Here is a 16,586-nt window from a genome sequence, read left to right as displayed (position 1 = left end):
GCCAGGGCGGTTTTTTTGTGTGTCACCGTGCGCCCCGTGTGGCAACTGCGCATCAGAGTTACCGATGTTGCGCGTCATCACGGCCCGCTGACGTATGCCGAAGGGCTCACCGGCGGACAGTATTGGTTCGGGCTCGGTACGCACGTGGGTGGCGCGGGCGATTCGGGTGCCCGCAGCATCTCCTCCCAGCGCAGCCTGGTCTTGCTGCTCTGGTTCAGTGACAGCGTGACCGTGTTGGGGCACACGGTGGTAGGCCCGAAGTAGCTGCCTGACCCGTCCGGCCCGCACAGTTGCTCGCCGGCCGCATTCGTAGGGCCCAGGACGGTCGGCAGTAGCGTCACCGGAACGATCTGCCTGGTGTTGTCGTCGGCCAGCCGCTCGAGCCGCAGCATCGTCCCGTAGAACACCAGGCCGTCCTCGGCGCGAACCGCCAGGATCTTGACGTAGCCCAACTGGAAGTTGTCCGGGTTGGCACTGTCATTGTCGATCTCCCACCGGTCGGGCCCGAGGTCCGCCGAGACGGTCGACTGCCAGCGCAACGTCCCGGCGTTGCCGCTGTGGGTCTTGAAAATGTCCCGGAGTCGCGGCGTACCCGGTCGGGCGAGTACGGCCTTGGCGCCTGCCTTGGTGTACCCCAGCCACACATTGAAGCCGGCACCTTTGGAATCGATGACCTGCCAGGCGTCGGTCTCGGTGGTCGCTTGAATCTTGGCACCCACCGGCAGGGTCAGGCCACGCTTCATCAGGATCGGGCCGGCGTTTACGATGTCGCCCTGCTTCAGGTAGGTAACGAGCTGATCGACCGGCGTCCGGTCCGGGCCGGGCGCGAGCTCCACCGGGAACATCGCGGCGGCCGCGGCTGTCAACTCCCCTACGACGTCCTTGACCACACCAGCGTCAGAAATCTTGAAAAGGTAAGCACCTGAAGTCGTTCCAGACAGCCTCACCGACACGGCGGCGTATTCCAGGTTCGCGCCGTCCATGTGGCAATCGGTGAAATCGGTGCCCTGCAGGCTGGCGTAGGACAGAACCACGCCGTGGGTCAGATCCACCCCCTTAAACGTTGAGTTGACCAGATTGGCATAACTGAGGTTTACGCGGTGCAGCGCCTTTACCCCCAGGTGACTGCCAGCCAGATTGGCGTTCGAGAGCGTGGCCTCGTCCAGGATCGCTCCCTCCAGATGAACCTCCCCGTATAGCTGAACACCACTTGCCGCTACGCCGTTCAGATTGGCGTCGGTCAACCGGGCATTCGGCATATAGGCACCGGTCAAGGTGGCGGCCTTGGTCTCGGTCGAGACGACCAACGACTTGCTGCCGCCCGACGATGTCCAGTTCAGCACGGTGTAGGGCGTCGGCCGGGAACGATGAGACAGCCGCCATGACCGTTGTGGCACATGCGTTTTGATCTCCAGGGCGGTCACGCCCTCGAGCGGATGGCGGAAGGCCTCGAAGAGGCTGACCACCTCGGCACCGTCGGCTCGTTCCAACGCTGTCAGCAGTCTGTGATAGTTGCCAGAGGTTTCCGGAACAGCGAATTGCGCTGCCAGCGAGCCGAGCTGGGCGCCGCTGAGGTCGGCGCCTTTGAGGTTGGCGCCGGCGAGATTGGCGCCGTGTAGGAACGACTGAGCGAGATTGGCTCCGACCAGAGCCGCCTGACTCAAGCCCACTCCGTTCATCTTCGCACCCACGAACTTGGCACCGGTCGACGGATCATGAGGATCGACGGGTCCGAGGTCTGCCTTGCTCAGATCTGCACCTGCCAGTTCCGCGTTCGTGAACGTGGCACCCCGAAGTACCGTTCGAATCCCTTTGTCGGGGCCCAGCCTCGCGTCGGTGAGCCTTGCGTTGTCGAACCGGGTGATCCGATTGGGATCCGTCACCACCAGACTGTTGGCACCGTCGACGGCGATAGTCCTGACTTCGTAGCTGCGTTTGGCCGAAGGGTCGGTGACGATCCACCCATGATCGCCATCGGAGCGAATTGCCGTACCGGAAGGCGCAACGGTATAGCCGTGGACGGCAAAGATTTTCGCTACCGCGGGCACCGTACGCTGCTGCAGGGCCGACAAGAACTCGTCGTACTCGCCGCGCGCGGACACCCGGAAGGCTTCGTACGTGCTGTGCACGCCGCACATCTGGGCATTGTCCAGCGTGGCGCTGGTGAAGTTCGTACCGGCGAGCGTCGCTCCCGTCAAGTCGGACTTGCTCAACTTCGCATTGGACAGATCGAGACCGGTCAGCGCGCTGTACTGCGCGCGCAGCGTCAGCGAGGCACCGTCTTTGATGGCGTCGGCCAGGCCGACGATGGTGGCGTCCGTGAGGTCAAGGTACGACCACGCCGTCCCGATGGACATCAGCTTCAGCTTCGCCCCACGGAACGACGTCAGTTTGGTCGTGCTCGTCGCCCGGGTGGCGTTGGTCAGGTCGCATCCCACCAGATTGGTTCCGTCGAAACAGGTGCCGTCGATGGCACTGCGGGCGAACGACGGCTTTCCCACAGCGGAGTCGGAGAAGTCGGCGCGAGTGAAGTCGGCGCGGCTCAGGATGCAGTCTGCAAGGCTTCCGGAAGCCATGGTGATGCCGGTCAAATTGGCGCCGGTGAGGTCGCACCGCGCGCTCAGTGCCGGATCGAACCGTGCGCCGGTCAGCGTCGCCTTGGCGAAGTTGGCGCCGCGCAGGGCCACCCCCGCGAAGCGCGCGTTGGAAAGTATGCGACCGGCGAAATTGAATCCCGCCAGATTCGAACACGTGACCTTCAGATCGCCGAGTTGGTTCGGCAGGTCCACGACGACAACGTCGGTGAGGTCAAGGTAATCCCAGTGCAGCCCCACCGCCTGCGCCGGAACCTTTGCGCCGACGAGTTTAGTCAGGGCGTAAGGACTTCCGCCGAGCCCCGGCGTGGACCCGAAGTTCACCTGGGACAGATCACAGCCGGTGAAGTCCGTGCCGTCGCCGATGATCGCTCCGGAGAGGTCCGCTCCCACAAGGCTGAGCACACCATTGAAGACCGTCCCGAGCAGCTTCGCGTTCTGCAGCTTGGCGTTGGTCAGGTCCTTGCCACCCAGATTCATTCGGCTCAGGTCGCAGCCACGGAGGTCATACGGTGGTGGTCCGCTGAACGGCCCGGTTGGTGCGGTCATGCGGGGTGCGCCTCGCTTCGTGGCAACGTATTCCATTGGCTCACAGTGGGTTCAGCCCTTCCATCGCGACCGAGCATTTGCTCGTAGTTGAGTGTGAAGATGGTTCGCCACCGGTCGACCTGCAGCCGGGCGGCGTTGACCTGGCCCTGATGAGCGTTCGCGCTCAGTGGTGTGCCGTCGGGCTTGTAGATGTCGATTCGGTAATCCGTGGGACGGGCCCCGTCGTTCACGTAGGACAGCACATAGATGAAACCTTTGGCCTCCACAGCGATGTCGAGATAAGTGACCGTGGCCGACGATTCCTTCTTGAGGGGCAGGCACGATGTCAGGTTCCGGAATCTCAGGCCACCATCCCGCGCGGTGACAGCGAAACTCAGCGTGTGCGTCTTGTCCTGCAGTAGCCATTCGGCGCCCGGCGCCCTGACCTCGACCATCGGGGTGAAGCAGCGGTACACGTCGATTTCGCGGGCACCCTCGCCGCTCAGTCGAACGTCATAGTCGAGGCCCTCATCGGCGTCGAACACCAGCCAGCAACCCGGCGCGGTACGCACAATGGCGGCATCGCCGTTGAGCGTCAGACCGTGATCATCGAACCGCTTGGCCAGGTCCTCGGTGACCCGGCCCGCATCGAGAAGCGGCGCATCACTGCTCGGCAGGCTGAGAACGGGCGCACACAGGTAACGCGGCTGACAGGCGTTCGCCGACGCCTTGCCCGCCGGGACATTGAGCTGAAGTGCCTGCAACAGCGCGGGTGTTACTGCGCCCCTGTCCAATTCGGCCGCGAGGTCACCGTCGGCGACGCTGAATTCCAGCGTTCCGGAAAAGCATCGGACCGGGTTGGCCTGCGTGTCGAAAGCCTGAATGCGAGCGTTGGTGCGCTCGAGCACCAGGATGCGGCCGTCCAGGGAAATGGTCAGGCCCACCGGACCGCCCAGCAGCCCCTCACGCACACCACTACCGCAGTGCGGTAGCGCCTGCGGGGCGTCCGCTTCGGACACCTGTGCGGTGGGCAGTTTGAGGATCGCCAGTTTGTCGTCGTGATAGCTGACGGCGACCACGTACCCGTTCGGATGCACGACCATGGCGTGCAGGCCCAGAAATCCGAATGCCCCCCAGCTTTGAGTGGAGTCGTAGCGAAAGACCCTGTCGCCGTTGGCTGCTAGGTCGACCCGACGCAGGTGGGTCAGACCGGTGCAACCGTACGTCCGGGTGTCGAGGTAGAAGTTCTGGGCTCCGGAGATCACAGAGCCGTCGGCTGTCTCACTGCCGAAGTGGTCGTAGGCAATCTGGGGTTGCAGCGAGAATCCCCGCGCGGGCGACAGCATGCCCTCCATCGGATTCACCAGTGTGGAAATGCTCCGGAACACATACATCGGATTCGCGCGACTCGCGGCGTCGTAGTCCATCGGCAGGTTCTGATTTCTCGCCTGGTAGCAGTAGCCGAGTCGGTGCGCCGGATCGTTCATCGTGACCCCGGTCAGCTCAACCAGATCCTGCCCCGGCGTGGCGAGGCTGGCGGTGGTCTGAGATGGCGCGGTTGCGGTCGCTTTCCAGAGGTAGCCCTTGGTTGCCGCGTCGAAGTCGAGCTTCTTGGTGTGCGTATACCGGGTATTCGCGTCCAGTGGCACTACTTGCTCGGTGATGGCACCGGTCTCGCTCCGGGAGGAGCCGTCGTTGGGCACCGCGTCGATCTCATCGCTGACCCACTTGCCGCACAACCAGTTCGACGCCGTATAGACGGAGGCGACGATGCGGAACTTCTGACCTCGTGCGGCAGGCACGGCGTCGCCGGTGTCCGACGAGTAGGTGACCCTGATCGGCGTGTCACCGCCGACGGGCATGGCTCCGGTCTTGGTCAGGGTGGTGCCGCCGGGGTAGCAGACATCGATGACGAAGTGGTCGGCTCCGTTCGGCCAGATGCGATGTGCTGAGTCTGGGGTCACCGAGATATCAAGGGTCATCGAGCGTTTCGCCTCAACCTTGTAGGTGGCCGGCGAGAGGCTGACCGCCACACTCGTGGCCGCCATATCGGCGACGGTGCCCGCGACGGCCGCGACGCGCAGCGCCCAGCCGACGAAGGGGGCGTTGTCGACGATCTCCGATACGGTCACGTAGCCGGTGATCGCTTTGGCGAGTTTCTCCAGCGCCTTCGAGAAGATGATGCCGGCCACCTTGCCGGAAGCCCATATCAGCGTCTGCTTCGGACCGACGATCCCGTATTTCACCAAGATCATCCCCTCGGCGATCAAGCCCTTGATGACGTCGTTGTCCTCAAGGACCGTTCGGTACCACTTGGTGCTTTTCACGCCGATCGAGAGTGCGGAAAGAAAGGCAGGTATGCCGTAGCTGGCCACGCAGGTGTAGATCAGACCGACCTTGTCGACGTCCATGTCCGTGTCCCCGCTACCGAGGCCACCCACGAGGATGTTCGCACCTGCCGCCCCGACGGGAACGACAAAGGAGATCGATTGTCTGTCCGTCCAGACCGGAATACCGAACACAGTGTTGCCCGCACCGATATGGCGCAGGTACTTCTTGCTGGGACTGGGCTGAAGCTGCTCACTCAAACTACGCGGCCAGCCCGACAGCCGGTCCTTCCAGCCTTCGGGGTTGTCCATCGGCGCGCCCGCGACGTCGATGAACTGAATGTAAACGCCAAGTCCGCGGTTGGGCCAGTTCTTGACGTCGAACGTCAGTGTCTGGGCCGACTCGTCGAATGCAATCGAATCCTGATACAGGTCGAGACCGTACATGGAGGTCTTGTTGACCAGCGTCCAATGGGTCTGCGCCGGCACTCCCGCTTCGGATGTTTTCGGTTGGGGCGCATGCGCATTCGTCCGTACCTGGTTGGTCACGCCGTGCTGGGTGGACCATTGTTGCCCTTTGAAGCTCGGTTCTTGTGCCACTGCCCGGACCACCTCTTCGATCACCGGCCTGAGCAGGTCATCGAGATCCTTGACGAGTCGGTGTTGAGGTATGACGGGAATCTCTCGGCCGTCGACCATCGTGGTCGGCCAGGGTGCGGGCGGAGCGTCTGCGTCGGTGAGCTGGGCTGTCGGCTCCACGGGATTGCCGTCGTCATCGGTCACATAGGTGTTCTCATACCACGCATCGTCACCCTCGGGCGGGTGCCGAGACACGTACGTCCACAGCGCCGTGAACGAGGGCTGTTTGGAGACAAGCCTTTCGGCGATGGACCAGTGATCTTCTGGTATCAACGTTGCGATGGCGGGATGCTGCATCACCATGGTGGTCGCCGTCTCCGCAGGGGTGACCAGAAGCGACGCGTCGAGGTGCACCGCCTCGACGTCACCCTCATCGCCAATCACGTCGACCCCGATCGCCTGCAGCCGATGCGGCACAGTCAACTCGCCGGTGCGGCGCGAGGTGCGGAGCGCGCGACGAGCCGCACTGCGGGGAACATGCTGAAAGATGACGGCGCTTTCTTCCGACACCGCACCCGGGCGGCGAGCCGGATAGCCGACCCAGCAGAAGCTGACGGCGTCCGTCGGCAGGAGGACCCTCTCCGCGTAGTGCGTGAAACGGCTCCGTTGGTCCTGGTTCAGTTGTGCCAATGCGGAATTCGACTCGGCATTACGGCTGAGCGTCTGGGCGGTGTGGCGCATCAGCGTTCTTCGAGCGCCGGGCATCTTGAGCGTGAAACCCTGCTCCGGCCCGAGGTGGCCCAGATGCGTGAGGTCGAAGTGCAGTGTGACCGTTTCCATCTCGCGCGCCATCGCGATCCCCTCGATCGGCCAAGCCACTGGACTCGGCGATGTCGACGCCGATAGCACACTGTGTCATAGGAAATTGACGTCGGGGACAACAATTGCAAATGCCATCCGAACCTGAGAGCCTGATCACGGCCCGGTCTCGAATCGCTTCCAATCGATTTCGGCCCTTGTGGTGGTCATGGCCACGGCCCGTACATTGGTGGTCGTCCCCGACTCACCGGCCAACGGCTCCGGTCCAACACGCAGGAGCCCGCATGATCACCACAGCTGCCCCGATATCCGGCACGTGCCTGCCACAATTCGTCCGGGTCCGAGACGAGTTCGAACGCAACTTCGCCGAGCGTGGCGAGGTCGGCGCTGCCGTCGCGGTCTGGGTCGACGGCGAGCTGGTGGTCAACCTGTGGGGCGGATCTGCCGATGCGGCAGGCACTCGCCCGTGGCGAGAGAACACGCTGGCCAGCGTGTTCTCCGGATCCAAGGGCCTGTTGAGCAGCTGCGTGCATCTGCTGGCCGATCGCGGTGAGATCGACCTCTACGCACCGGTCGCTCGGTATTGGCCGGAATTCGCCCAGGCCGGCAAACAGGACATCACCATCGCCATGGTGCTCGGGCACCGGTCCGGGGTGATCGGCCCGCGCGAACCCATGGACTGGCGCGATGTGACCGACTGGGACGGCGTCTGCGCGCGCCTGGCCGCGGCCGAACCGTGGTGGGAACCCGGCACCGCGCAGGGCTATCACACCGTGAGCTTCGGCTTCATCCTCGGCGAGGTGATCCGCCGGGTGACCGGCCGGACGTTGGGCCAGTATCTGCGCACCGAGATCGCCGAGCCGCTGGGCATCGACGTTCATATCGGCCTGCCCGCCGACGAGCACCACCGCTGCGCAGACATGCTCAACAAGCCGACCGTGCGCAGCGTGCTGGCCCAGAACAAGGTAGATGCGCCGCCGCAGCACCTCAACGACCATCCGTGGGCCGCGTTCGCGGTGTCGATGGACTTCGTGCCCGACGACGAACTGGGCGCCCACGCCCTGAGCACGTGGCGCTCGGCCGAGTTCCCCAGCACCAACGCGCACGTGTCCGCGCTGGGCATGGCGACGTTCTACAACGCGCTGGCCCAGGAGAAGCTGATCAGCCGCGAACACCTGGAGCGGGCGCGGGTGTCCCAAGGCGGTTTCGACCCCGACGTGGTCCTCGGCCCACGCGTCGCCGACCACGGGTGGGGTCTTGGATACATGCTCAACCAGCGTGGGGTGGCCGGCCCCAACCGACGAATCTTCGGGCACGGCGGCTCCGGTGGTTCATACGCGTTCGTCGACCTCGAACACCGCATCGGCTACGCGTACGTGATGAACTACTTCGACGCGACCAAGTGCAACGCCGACCCCCGCACGGTCGCGCTCTCGGACGAGGTGTACTCCGCTCTCGGCGTAATCTGACGCCCGCTCCGAAGACGGGAAACCCCGTTTCCGCTCGGTACCCTGGACGCCATGAACAGCGTTTTGCTGGTACTCATCGTCCTGGTCATCGCCGCCATCGCGTTCGCGGTCTACAGCTCGTCGAAATCGGCCGGACGAAGGACCGCCGAATCTCTCGCCGACGCCAAGGCCGACGCCCGTCGCATCATCGAACGGCTCGGTGGCCAGGTGCTCAACCTGACCGGTACCGACGACGCATCCAAGCAGGCGCTGGCCGACGCATCGGAGCGCTACACCGCCGCGTCCTCGCAGATCGACCAGGCGACCACCGCCAAGCAGGCAGCGCTGGCCAAGGAAAGCGCCATCGAGGGGCTGTACTACGTCCGAGCCGCACGCACCGCGATGGGCATGGATCCCGGTCCCGAACTGGAGACACTGACCGGCCAGCGGTCGGCCGGCGCGGTCACCGAGGACCGCACCATCAACTTCGAGGGCCGTCAGCTCGAGGCCTCCCCCACCCCGTCGCCGCGCACGCCGAACTATTACCCCGGCGGCCGCGTGGCCGGCCGCCCGGTGCCTGCCGGGTGGTATTCCGAACCGTGGTGGAAGACCGCCTTGGTGGCCGGCGCCTGGGGCGTGGGCTCGGCACTGCTGTTCGACTCGTTGTTCAGCGGCATGCACGGGGTCAACTACGGCGCACAGGGTTTCGAGAGCGGATACGGTGACGGCTACTCCGACGGGTACGCCGCCGGTCAGGACGCCGGCGGATACGACGGCGGTGGTTACGACAACGCCGGCTACGACAGCGGCGGCTCCAACGACTGGGGCGGCACCGACGCCAGTGGCTGGGACAGCGGCGGATTCGACGGCGGCGGGTTCGACTTCGGTGGCGGCGACTTCGGCGGCGGGGACTTCTGACCCAGCGCGAGCAGACGCGAAGGTCCGCGACACGCCGCGGTTCGGGGACTTTCGCGACTGCTCGCCGGTCTTCAGAACCGGCTGTCGAGCCGCGCGGACACCCCGGCCTCCTGCAGGTCGAGCCGCTCGAGCATGGCCCGCACCGCTTCGTCCTCGATGCCTCCCGCGTCGCGCTCGGCGATCAGCGCCCGCCGCTGAGCCGCCAGTACGTCGCGGTACAGCGCCGAGAACACCTCCGACCGCCTGGTGTGCGCCTCGGGGTCGGGCATCTCGTCGGCGTCCTGTGAATGCCGCGCGATGATGGTGCGGATCTCGGTCAGCACCATCGGGTTCATCCCCTCGGGCGCCTGGAACCCCGCAAGCACTTCCTCGGCGGCATCGTGCACCAGCCGCTCGGCCTTGAGTTCCTCGGCCCGGTCGACCTCGTGGTCGTCAGAGAACCGCGACAGGTGCAACCGCCGGATCAGCAACGGCAGCGACCAGCCCTGGATCAACAGGGTCCCCACGCTGACGACGAAGGCAATGGCCTGAATGGTGGCCCGCTCCGGGAACGGTTCGCCGGTGGCGGTCGTGGCGGGGATCGCGGCGGCCGCAGCCAAGGTGACCACGCCGCGCATACCGGTCCACGAGACCACCACGCTCTCCCGCCAGGACAGCGGCCTGCGGTCCACGCGGGAGCGCCACTTGCCCATCGGCTTGCGTCGTACCTTCGTGCCCAGCGCGCCACGGCCACCACGGTCGGGCACCGGCACGCTCAGCCGGTTCTCGACATGCCTGAACAGTTTGTTGCGTCCGAACATCACGAACACCGACAGCGGCCGGATCACCAGGACGATCAACAGCACGATCGCCGACGCGACGGCCACCTCCATCAGCGATTCATGCGCGTCGTTGAGGTGCTCAAGCACGAAGCGCAGGTGCAGACCGATGTAGGCGAAGACGAACGCCTCCAGCAGCACGTCCACCGAGTTCCACACGTAGCGTTCCTGCAGCCGGGTCTGATACCCGGCACCCAGCGAACCGTGGCCGACGACGAAGCCTGCGACGACGACCGCCAGCACACCCGAGGCATGTAATTCCTCGGCGGCGATGTACGCCGCGAACGGCACCACCAGCCCTTGAACGGTCTCCAGCCCCGGGTTGGCGAGCCGCCGCCGGATCCACAACGTCACGTAGCCCAGCAGTGCTCCCACCAACGGGCCCACCAGTGCGCTGAAGGCGAACAGCAGGAATGGGTCCTCGATGAACGTATGGGTGCCGGCGACCTGGGCAACCGCGATGGTGAACAGCGTCAGCGCCGCGGCATCGTTGATGAGGCTCTCCCCGGTCAGGATCGCCATCACCCGCTTCGGCAGGCCCAACTTGCGACCCACCGCGACGGCGGTGACCGCGTCCGGGGGCGCCACGATCGCGCCGAGGATCAGCGCCAGCCCGAACGTCAGCGGCACCAGCACCAGCCAGGCAGATACCGCGGCCACCGTGAACGCGGTCACCACCACCAACCCGACCCCGAGACCCAGGATGGGCCGGATGTTGCGCAAAAAGGTCGGGAACGAGAAGCCCAGCGCCGCCGAATACAGCAGCGGCGGCAGCACCACCGTCAGCAGGATGTGCGAATCGAGTTCGGGCGGCTCGAAATCCGGGAAGAACGACACCGCGATGCCGACGACCACGATGATCAGGGCGGGTTCCAATCCGCGCCGGTGGGCAATGGCTGTGACGACAATCGCTCCGACGACGACGAGGATCAGTTCCACTCGTCAATTGTCCCGTGCCGAATACGATCCCGCCGCACTACCTCTGGCAGGCCGGGCACCAGAACAGGTTGCGGCCTTCCAATTCGGCCGTGCGCACCGGGGTTCCGCACACACGGCACGCGTCGCCCGCCCGCCGGTACACATAGGTGCGGGGCCGGCCGGGTCCGTAGGACGGGGCGCCGTGGTCGTGCTCGGGCCGCACCACGACGATCTTGCCGCGCCGCACACCGACCTTCATCAGCGCCACCAGATCGGTCCACATGTCGGCGAATTCGTCCTCGCCGAGGTGGACGCCGGGCCGGTAGGGGTCGATGCGATGACGGAACAACAGCTCGCTGCGGTACACATTGCCGACCCCGGCGATCACCGACTGATCCATCAGCAACGCGCCGATCGATCTGCGCGACTTGGCAATCCGCGTCCAGGCGATTGCTGGATCAGCATCGGCACGCAGCGGGTCCGGGCCGAGTTTGGCAACGACGTCGGCGATCTCGGGTTCGCCGATCACCTCGCACACGGTCGGACCGCGCAGGTCGGTGCCGTACTCGGTGCCGACCATGCGCATGCGGACCTGGCCCACCGGCAGCGGCAACGGCACGGCTGCCTCGGTGAACGTGCCGTACAACCCCAGGTGGATGTGGACGACGCGACCGCCCTCGTAGTGATGGAACAGGTGCTTGCCCCAGGCATCGGATTTGCGTAGGACTCGCCCGCTGACGTCGGCCGCGCCGGCGTCGAACCTGCCCTGCGGGCTCGACACGACGACGGGGCTGCGGCCGAACCGGCGTTGATGCAGCCGGGCCAGCCGGTGCAGAGTGTGTCCTTCAGGCATGGCTCGGGCGGCGGTGCTCGGGGCCGGGGTTGACGCGCATGCGGTAACCCTAACGAGTGCGGCGTGCCCGCTTACCGATGGCGCAAGATGGCGGCATGCAGATCGACGTCGATCAGATCTACCCGTACCTGGTTCCCGAGGACTATCCCGACGCTCTCTCGACCGGCGCGCAGGCTCAGCGCCAGATTGGCCATGGCCTGTCAGTGGCCCTGGTTGCTCCGACCGGTCCACCCGATGCCCTGATCCTGGCCGCGGTGGGAGCCGAGCAGCTGGCGACCGTCCGGATCGACTTGCCGACGGCATACGCCCACGCGGATCGGGCGTTGTCCCGGTCCCTGTCGGCGGGGCGGGTCGCGATGGAGTTCTTCGAGCGCGGACCCGCCGGGGCGCCGACGGTGGTGATGAGCGGAAGCTGGCTGGCGGCAACCACACTGGTGGCCTCAGGGCTTCATGAACGGATGGTCCGGCTCGTCGGCGACGACATCGTCGCGGCCGTGCCGCACCGGGATCTGCTGTTCCTGTTCGGTGCCGATAGCTGCGCAGGCATGGGCGAGATCATCGAAGCCGAATACCGCACCGCCCGAAAGCCGTTGACCACCAAGCTCTTCACACTCGGCCCCGACGGTCCGGCGCCCAGGCCCTGGCTCAGCCGATCGTGATGGCGTCGAGTCGCTCCTTGATGAAGTCCGACGATGTGACGGGAGTCAGCCCAGCGACCCGCCCGATCGGCGGATCCAGCGGCGTCACCAGCGCGTCGTGGTTGGCCTCGTAGAAGTAGATCAGCGACACCAGATCCTCTTCGGGGGCGTGCGGCTGCGGCGGCAACACGCGGTGGCGGCCCGACGGCCAGCGCTTGCCGCTCCAGTACTCCAGCAGATCACCGATGTTGACCGTCAGCGCACCGGGCTCCCACGGCGCGTCCTCCCAGCCTTCGGCTTCCGAATACACCTGCAGCCCACCGGCTCCCGGCTCGCGGTCCAGCACGGTGACGGTGCCGAAATCGGTGTGCGGGCCGATGCGGAACTGGCCCGGCTCCGGTTCGCCCACCACGCTCACCGGCGGGTAGTGGTTGATGTTCATGGTCCAGGTCGGCCGGTCGGCCAGCGTCGCAAAGGGATTCGACGGCAGTCCGAGTGCGTGGGCGAACAGTGCGAGCAGATCGTCGGACAGCTTGCGCATCGCCGCGGTGTATTCACTGACCAGCGGCTGCAGCGCCGGCACCTCTGCCGGCCAGACGTTGGGCGCGAACCAGATCCGATCCACGTCCGGGTCGCCGGTCGCGGTCTCGGCGCCCAGGCTGTAGCTCTCCTTGAGATCGGGCGGGGTCTCGGTGCCCTCGGCGTAACCGTTGGCTTCGGCGCCGGGGCCGATCCAGCCGTGACCGCCGACCGGCACCGAGTAACGCTGCTTGACCTCATCTGGCAGGGCGAAGAACTCGCGGCTGGCCGCACGCACCCGCGCCGCCAGATCGGGATCGACGCCGTGGCCGGTGACGACGATGAAGCCGGCCCGCTGCAGGCCCTCGTCGACCTCGGCAGCCACCGCGTCGGCGTCGGCCCCACCGCGGTACCACCGCGAAATATCCACTGTCGCAATGGCGCTCATTCGCCAATATCCTCCGCCCACAGCTCCGGCCGGTCGGCGATGAAGTCTTCCATCATCGCCACGCAGCGCTTGTCATCAAGCAGAGTAACGGCAACCCCGTGTTCAGACAGCCAATCGTGACCACCCGAGAAAGTACGGGCCTCGCCGATCACCACGGCACCGATGTTGAACTGCCGCACCAGCCCGCTGCAGTACCAGCACGGCGAGAGCGTGGTGACCATGATGGTCGAGCGGTAGCCGCGCTGGCGGCCTGCGGCGCGGAAGGCGTCGGTTTCGGCGTGAATCGAAGGATCGTCGTTCTGCACCCGCCGGTTGTGTCCGGCGCCCAGCAGCTCGCCGGTATCCCGGAAAAGGGCCGCTCCGATCGGAATACCGCCCTCGGCCAAGCCTTTACGCGCCTGCTCGACCGCGACGTCGAGCATCTGCTCCGGGGTCATGCCGCCACCCTTTCTGATGCGAGCTTGGACCGGCACAACACCAGGTAGCAGCCACCCGCGATGAGGAATCCGACGAAGAAGGTGATGTCACCGAGTTGGGGCACCGCCCGGGCCACGTAGCCGACGAAGTTCGTCTGATTGCAGAACAACGCCACGGACACCACCAATCCGATCAGGAACGACAACAGGCCCGGCCAGTTACTGTAGGTCCGGTCGTAGAGGAAGTGCGCCACGGGTTGGTCGCCCCGCAGATACTGGTCGGCGAACACCACGCCGAGCCACGGTCCGATCCAGTAGGCGATGATCAGCAGGAACGCCTCGTAGCTGGCGGCCGCGTCGGCCAATGCCCACCACGCGATGAGGAATCCGACCACCCCGAAGAACACCGTGGCCGCCGCACGCGCGACGTGATGCGGCAGCTTGACCCCGATGGTCACGAAAGCCATTGCGCCCGAATAGATGTTGATGGCGTTGGCGGCGATGGCGCCGATCGCGATGGCCAGCAGCGTGAGGTTGGCCAGCAACGGTGCCAGCTCGGCGGTGAACGCAGCGGTGGGGTTGTCGGAAACGGCGGGCCCGATGGTGACCGACGCCGCACCGACGACCTGCAGCACCAGGCAGGACACGAAAAGCCCCGCGGCTGCGAAGAACCCCGTCCTCGCGGTGGCGTCCGACTTGGGCAGGTAGCGCGTGTAATCGGCCGCGTAGGGCGCCCAGCCTGCGACATACCCGAACGCGGTGCCGACGGTCAGCAGAAAGCCACCGGTTCCGCCCACACCGCCGGCCACCGCCGGAGCACCGAAGTCGGCCTTGCTCAGGATCACCACCGATGTGACCGCGAAGATCACTGCAAGCACCGGGAAGGCCCACCGCTCGAAGGCCTGTACGAGGTTGTGCCCGAACACCGCCAGCGCTGTCTGCACCACGACGACGAACACCAGGGCCAGCACCGGGGCCACCCCGACCAGGGTCGACAACGCGAACGCGCCGCTGACGCTGTTGGTCGCGAACCAGCCGATGCCGGCGGTCACCGTCATCAGCAGCGACGGCACCGCGTTGCCCCGGAACCCGAAGGCCAGCCGACCCAGCACCATCTGCGGCACGCCGTGGCGCGGTCCACGTTTGGACAGGAAGTAGTGCGCGAGCGCCCCGAGCCCGGTCCCGACGGCCATGCCCGCCAGCGCCTGCCAGAAGGTCATGCCGTACACGGCGACCGCGAGCACGCCCAGGAAGATGGTGGCGAATTCGAGATTCGGCGACGTCCATGTCCAGAACAGCTGGCTGGGCTTTCCGTGCCGGTCGGCCTCGGCGATGAACTCGTTGCCACCAGGCTCGATGGCCGCGATGCGATCCCGATAGGAACCGTCGGTACTGGGCTCAGCCGCTGTCATGCGTTACACCGTGGCGTGAACCGCGGTGTAACGCAAGCTGAATGGGAATATTCGGTCGGGGGTGCCGCTCAGTCGAATTGGGGCGCCTCGGTGCGGGTGCGCTTGAGTTCCCAGAAATGCGGATACGACGCGAAGGTCACCGAGGCGTCCCAGAGCTTGCCTGCCTCTTCCCCGCGCGGGATCTTCGAGAGCACCGGGCCGAAGAACGCCACGCCGTTGACGTGGATTGTCGGGGTGCCGACGTCATCACCGACGGCGTCCATGCCCTCGTGATGGCTCTTACGCAGCGCCTCGTCGTACTTGTCCGTGGTGGCCGCCTCGGCCAGCTCGGCGGGCAGGCCGACTTCTTCGAGCGACTCCTTGATGACGGCGTCGAAGTCCTTGTTGTCCTGGTTGTGGATGCGGGTTCCCATCGCGGTGTAGAGCGGTGCGAGGATCTCCTGACCCTTGAGCTGCTCGGCGGCGATGGCCACCCGCACCGGGCCCCAGGCCTTCTTCATGAGCTCGACGTAGTTCTCGGGAAGGTCACGGCCTTCGTTGAGCACGGCCAGGCTCATCACGTGGAACTGCACGTCGATGTCACGGACCTTCTGCACCTCGAGGATCCAGCGCGAGGTGATCCAGCACCACGGGCACAACGGGTCGAACCAGAATCCTGCAACGTCTTTCTGAGTCATCAATGCGTCCTCTCGAGGGTCCGGGCCAGAGCTCCGTTCAGCACAACTGCACACCCGCATAGAGTGTTCCCGAGTCGGTGGTAACCAACTCACCGCGTGCTCCGATAAGCATGTCGACGTCACGGTAGTGGCACAGGAAACGCATAGTGTGCAGATTTTTATCGAACCGTGTTGTTCCTGTGACCCTGGTGAACCACTGTTTCCCAAGTGAGTGGGGCGCTGCAAGTGTCCTACGTGACAGCTGAGGAGCTGAATTATGGCCGCACGTGCCTTCCTGACGACCATGGGCGTCGTCGCCGCTGCCGGCCTTGCGCTGGCCGTGCCCGCCCAGGCCGACACGAACGACTCGTTCCTGAACGCCCTGTCCAACGCCGGCATCGGCTACAACGACCCGGGTTCGACCGTTCAGCTCGGGCAGCAGGTGTGCCCGATGCTCGTCGAACCCGGCAAGAACTTCGCATCGGTGGCCTCTCAGATGCGGGGCAACAACGGCATGTCCCCCGAGATGGCGTCGTTCTTCACCGGCATCGCCATCCAGATGTACTGCCCACAGATGATGTCGTCGATCACTGACGGCTCCATCCTGAACAACCTGGGCGGGCTGAACGCACTGAGCGGGATCGCCGGCTTCCCCGGCTTCGGGCAGTAGGCCGGGACGGTCACGCGGCCAGCCG

12 protein-coding genes are annotated in these 16,586 nt (G+C 65.6%); 4 read left to right on the top strand and 8 right to left on the bottom strand.

Going from position 1 to position 16,586, the window contains the following annotated elements; translation table 11 throughout:
• Positions 1–77: 77 nt before the first annotated feature.
• Together BST13_RS00200 and BST13_RS00195 are read right to left on the bottom strand one after the other, a co-directional pair.
• Positions 78–3,143 (bottom strand): pentapeptide repeat-containing protein, encoded by a 3,066-nt coding sequence (locus BST13_RS00200; RefSeq protein WP_158087066.1) that lies wholly within the window; start codon positions 3,141–3,143, stop codon positions 78–80.
• Positions 3,140–6,868 carry an NHL repeat-containing protein gene (locus BST13_RS00195; RefSeq protein WP_142282697.1) on the bottom strand — a complete coding sequence of 1,243 codons (3,729 nt, stop codon included), beginning with the start codon at positions 6,866–6,868 and terminating at the stop codon, positions 3,140–3,142. The genes BST13_RS00200 and BST13_RS00195 overlap by 4 nt, the downstream gene beginning before the upstream one ends.
• A gap of 263 nt (positions 6,869–7,131) precedes the next feature.
• Between BST13_RS00195 and BST13_RS00190 the strand changes: the two genes are divergently transcribed.
• Together BST13_RS00190 and BST13_RS00185 are read left to right on the top strand one after the other, a co-directional pair.
• Positions 7,132–8,316 (top strand): serine hydrolase domain-containing protein, encoded by a 1,185-nt coding sequence (locus BST13_RS00190; RefSeq protein ID WP_083159420.1) that lies wholly within the window; start codon positions 7,132–7,134, stop codon positions 8,314–8,316.
• Positions 8,317–8,367: 51 nt separating this feature from the next.
• Positions 8,368–9,213 (top strand): DUF1542 domain-containing protein, encoded by an 846-nt coding sequence (locus BST13_RS00185; RefSeq protein ID WP_083159418.1) that lies wholly within the window; start codon positions 8,368–8,370, stop codon positions 9,211–9,213.
• A 71-nt stretch (positions 9,214–9,284) separates the two neighbouring features.
• On the opposite strand, the gene BST13_RS00180 is transcribed toward BST13_RS00185, so the two are convergent.
• Positions 9,285–10,970, bottom strand: coding sequence for a cation:proton antiporter (locus tag BST13_RS00180; protein ID WP_083159416.1), 1,686 nt, complete (start codon positions 10,968–10,970; stop codon positions 9,285–9,287).
• Positions 10,971–11,007: 37 nt separating this feature from the next.
• A complete protein-coding gene (locus tag BST13_RS00175; protein ID WP_083159414.1) occupies positions 11,008–11,802 on the bottom strand; it encodes an Fpg/Nei family DNA glycosylase in 795 nt (264 codons plus the stop codon).
• Between the two features lie 95 nt (positions 11,803–11,897).
• Between BST13_RS00175 and BST13_RS00170 the strand changes: the two genes are divergently transcribed.
• A complete protein-coding gene (locus BST13_RS00170) occupies positions 11,898–12,461 on the top strand; it encodes a DUF1444 domain-containing protein (protein WP_083159412.1) in 564 nt (187 codons plus the stop codon).
• Here BST13_RS00170 and BST13_RS00165 read toward each other — a convergent pair.
• The 4 genes from BST13_RS00165 to BST13_RS00150 form a co-directional block, all read right to left on the bottom strand.
• Entirely contained in the window at positions 12,448–13,407 is a 960-nt protein-coding gene (locus BST13_RS00165) for an isopenicillin N synthase family dioxygenase (protein WP_083159410.1), read from the bottom strand. The genes BST13_RS00170 and BST13_RS00165 overlap by 14 nt on opposite strands.
• On the bottom strand, positions 13,404–13,844 hold the full coding sequence (locus tag BST13_RS00160) for a nucleoside deaminase (protein WP_083159408.1): 441 nt from the start codon (positions 13,842–13,844) through the stop codon (positions 13,404–13,406). Before BST13_RS00160 ends, BST13_RS00165 begins: the two co-directional genes overlap by 4 nt.
• Positions 13,841–15,235 carry a purine-cytosine permease family protein gene (locus BST13_RS00155; protein ID WP_083159406.1) on the bottom strand — a complete coding sequence of 465 codons (1,395 nt, stop codon included), beginning with the start codon at positions 15,233–15,235 and terminating at the stop codon, positions 13,841–13,843. The genes BST13_RS00160 and BST13_RS00155 overlap by 4 nt, the downstream gene beginning before the upstream one ends.
• 68 nt (positions 15,236–15,303) lie before the next feature.
• Positions 15,304–15,912 carry a mycothiol-dependent nitroreductase Rv2466c family protein gene (locus BST13_RS00150; RefSeq protein ID WP_083159404.1) on the bottom strand — a complete coding sequence of 203 codons (609 nt, stop codon included), beginning with the start codon at positions 15,910–15,912 and terminating at the stop codon, positions 15,304–15,306.
• A gap of 256 nt (positions 15,913–16,168) precedes the next feature.
• Here BST13_RS00150 and BST13_RS00145 point away from each other — a divergent pair, with 256 nt between their 5' ends.
• The gene (locus BST13_RS00145) at positions 16,169–16,561 is read left to right on the top strand and encodes a DUF732 domain-containing protein (protein WP_064942850.1); all 393 of its coding nucleotides are present in this window, start codon (positions 16,169–16,171) and stop codon (positions 16,559–16,561) included.
• The last annotated feature ends 25 nt before the right edge of the window (positions 16,562–16,586 follow it).

This window comes from Mycobacterium aquaticum (assembly GCF_002086485.1).
Lineage (GTDB): Bacteria > Actinomycetota > Actinomycetes > Mycobacteriales > Mycobacteriaceae > Mycobacterium > Mycobacterium aquaticum.
This window is presented reverse-complemented; position numbering and strand designations above follow the sequence as displayed.

What these genes read in the sequence shown, in the direction of transcription:
- BST13_RS00165 (WP_083159410.1), bottom strand. Translation starts at nt 13,407, where the DNA reads ATGAGCGCCATTGCGACAGTGGATATTTCGCGGTGGTACCGCGGTGGG.
- BST13_RS00155 (WP_083159406.1), bottom strand. Translation starts at nt 15,235, where the DNA reads ATGACAGCGGCTGAGCCCAGTACCGACGGTTCCTATCGGGATCGCATC.
- BST13_RS00160 (WP_083159408.1), bottom strand. Translation starts at nt 13,844, where the DNA reads ATGACCCCGGAGCAGATGCTCGACGTCGCGGTCGAGCAGGCGCGTAAA.
- BST13_RS00185 (WP_083159418.1), top strand. Translation starts at nt 8,368, where the DNA reads ATGAACAGCGTTTTGCTGGTACTCATCGTCCTGGTCATCGCCGCCATC.
- BST13_RS00200 (WP_158087066.1), bottom strand. Translation starts at nt 3,143, where the DNA reads ATGACCGCACCAACCGGGCCGTTCAGCGGACCACCACCGTATGACCTC.
- BST13_RS00195 (WP_142282697.1), bottom strand. Translation starts at nt 6,868, where the DNA reads ATGGAAACGGTCACACTGCACTTCGACCTCACGCATCTGGGCCACCTC.
- BST13_RS00175 (WP_083159414.1), bottom strand. Translation starts at nt 11,802, where the DNA reads ATGCCTGAAGGACACACTCTGCACCGGCTGGCCCGGCTGCATCAACGC.
- BST13_RS00145 (WP_064942850.1), top strand. Translation starts at nt 16,169, where the DNA reads ATGGCCGCACGTGCCTTCCTGACGACCATGGGCGTCGTCGCCGCTGCC.
- BST13_RS00190 (WP_083159420.1), top strand. Translation starts at nt 7,132, where the DNA reads ATGATCACCACAGCTGCCCCGATATCCGGCACGTGCCTGCCACAATTC.
- BST13_RS00170 (WP_083159412.1), top strand. Translation starts at nt 11,898, where the DNA reads ATGCAGATCGACGTCGATCAGATCTACCCGTACCTGGTTCCCGAGGAC.
- BST13_RS00150 (WP_083159404.1), bottom strand. Translation starts at nt 15,912, where the DNA reads ATGACTCAGAAAGACGTTGCAGGATTCTGGTTCGACCCGTTGTGCCCG.